At 33.9% G+C, this 1,776-nt stretch carries 2 protein-coding genes and 1 pseudogene; 1 reads left to right on the forward strand and 2 read right to left on the reverse strand.

Annotated elements, in window-relative coordinates; translation table 11 throughout:
- Positions 1-125 precede the first annotated feature (125 nt).
- Positions 126-662, reverse strand: a pseudogene (locus tag AC1DTM_RS25120) (GNAT family N-acetyltransferase).
- Positions 659-862 (reverse strand): hypothetical protein, encoded by a 204-nt coding sequence (locus tag AC1DTM_RS25125; protein ID WP_088079101.1) that lies wholly within the window; start codon positions 860-862, stop codon positions 659-661. Before AC1DTM_RS25125 ends, AC1DTM_RS25120 begins: the two are co-directional and overlap by 4 nt.
- A 152-nt stretch (positions 863-1,014) precedes the next feature.
- Between AC1DTM_RS25125 and AC1DTM_RS25130 the strand changes: the two genes are divergently transcribed.
- The coding region (locus AC1DTM_RS25130) for a GNAT family N-acetyltransferase (protein ID WP_477001154.1) at positions 1,015-1,776 on the forward strand (762 nt) is incomplete at its 3' end.

Below are 1,776 nucleotides of genomic sequence, written 5' to 3' on the forward strand. Positions count from 1 at the left end.
CTTCTTTGACTATGCATTGATAAAACAACACCCCCTAATAACCAATTATAACAATTAAAGGTAATTTTCGTTGTAAAAATAAAAACTCCCTTATTCATTTAAAGGAGTTTTCGTTATGAAATATTTCATTTATTCCTATATCTTTCTCGGGATATACAATACCGTTTCGTATCACGATATTTACCTTTTACAAACAAATCATTTTGAATCGTATACTCATACTCCATATTTAAACGTCTCATTAATCTTTCAGATGCTTCAATACTATTAAGACGTAACTCATTAAAACCATAGCTAATAAAAGCTAACGCCGCTTCGGTAGCTAGTCCTCTTCCCCAATATTTTCATGATAAGGCGTATGCAATTTCCGATTTATGTATAGTTGAATCATAACTTATAAATCCACATGTCCCTATGAGTTTCTGCTTCTCTTTTAATACTATTCCAAGAGGAGCGACTTTTTCTTTCTCATATCGTTCCATGATTTCATAAATAAACTTTTTCGTATCATTTAACGATCGATGTTCATCTCATACAGTATAAGTTGTTAATTTATTATCCGAAGCATACTCGAATATATGTAAAATATCACTCATATCAATTTTTCTTAAGATAAGACGTTCTGTATACAACGTTGGATACGACCACTTCTCAACAATCATAGCGGCTTATGTTTAAATTTTTCATAATTCCGTACTTTTAATAAAAGGATATTCCCACAATCTGTACAAATATAAGCATCCACTGGTGAAGATGTGAACATCGTCTCCTTTTTTCGTATTTGTGCATAACCGATAAACTCACCTTCTCCTATGTTATGAGAACCGCAATGAGAGCATGTCTGCACGTCTTTCTGTTTCATGAGAGCACCACCTTTAATCTGTTTCTACTTCCCTTCGACAGTTCACTTCCATTTCCCTTCCAAAAATCTTCTTATTCTCTTACATTACAACAGGAATCCTATTAGAAAAATCGTATATATACTACGACTATATTATTTTATGGAGGAATTTTATGCGTACTATTATGACATACAATACAGCACAAGAAATTGAAAACRCAGAAATACATATGCTTTCTTCTAGATTAGAGGCACTACAAACAATAAGCGGCAACCCAATGCAAGTACAAATGAAAAAGTTCGGGAGTGCCACTGCCTTTTCATCAAAAGTAATTGCTGGTCCTGCTTTTAATACAGTAAAGGGCATTACATTTACAAATACAGATGAGATAGATGAAATCATCGCTTATTATCAATCACTACAAATCCCTTGCCGTTTTGAAATTACACCAGCGCAAGGTACAACTGAATTATTTCAATACTTATCTCAAAAAGATTTTTATCAATCTAGCTTCCATACCGCTTTATATAGTTTACCAAGAGAAGACCCATCGCTGCTGCCTTCTAACATTTCAGTACGCCAACTAAAAGAAAATGAATTTGATATTTTTGCAGACATATATGTACGTGGATTTAACATGCCATCCTTTACAAAATATGGTGTGCACCAAAATAACGAAATTCTCTACAATAAATCCGGCTGGCATTTTTTCATAGCCGAAGTTCAAAACACTCCTGCTAGTATAGGGGTACTTTATATAAATAAAGGTGTTGCTTCATTAGCTGCTTCTGCTACTTTGCCAGAATTTCAACGTAAAGGTTGTCATACCGCATTAATTCAAAAACGAATTGAGACCGCTGTTGCATCCAATTGTAATTTAATAGTTGGACAAGCAAGATTCGGTAGCGGCAGTCAAAATAATATGGAACGTGCC

The organism is Bacillus sp. P4_D3 (assembly GCF_056401855.1).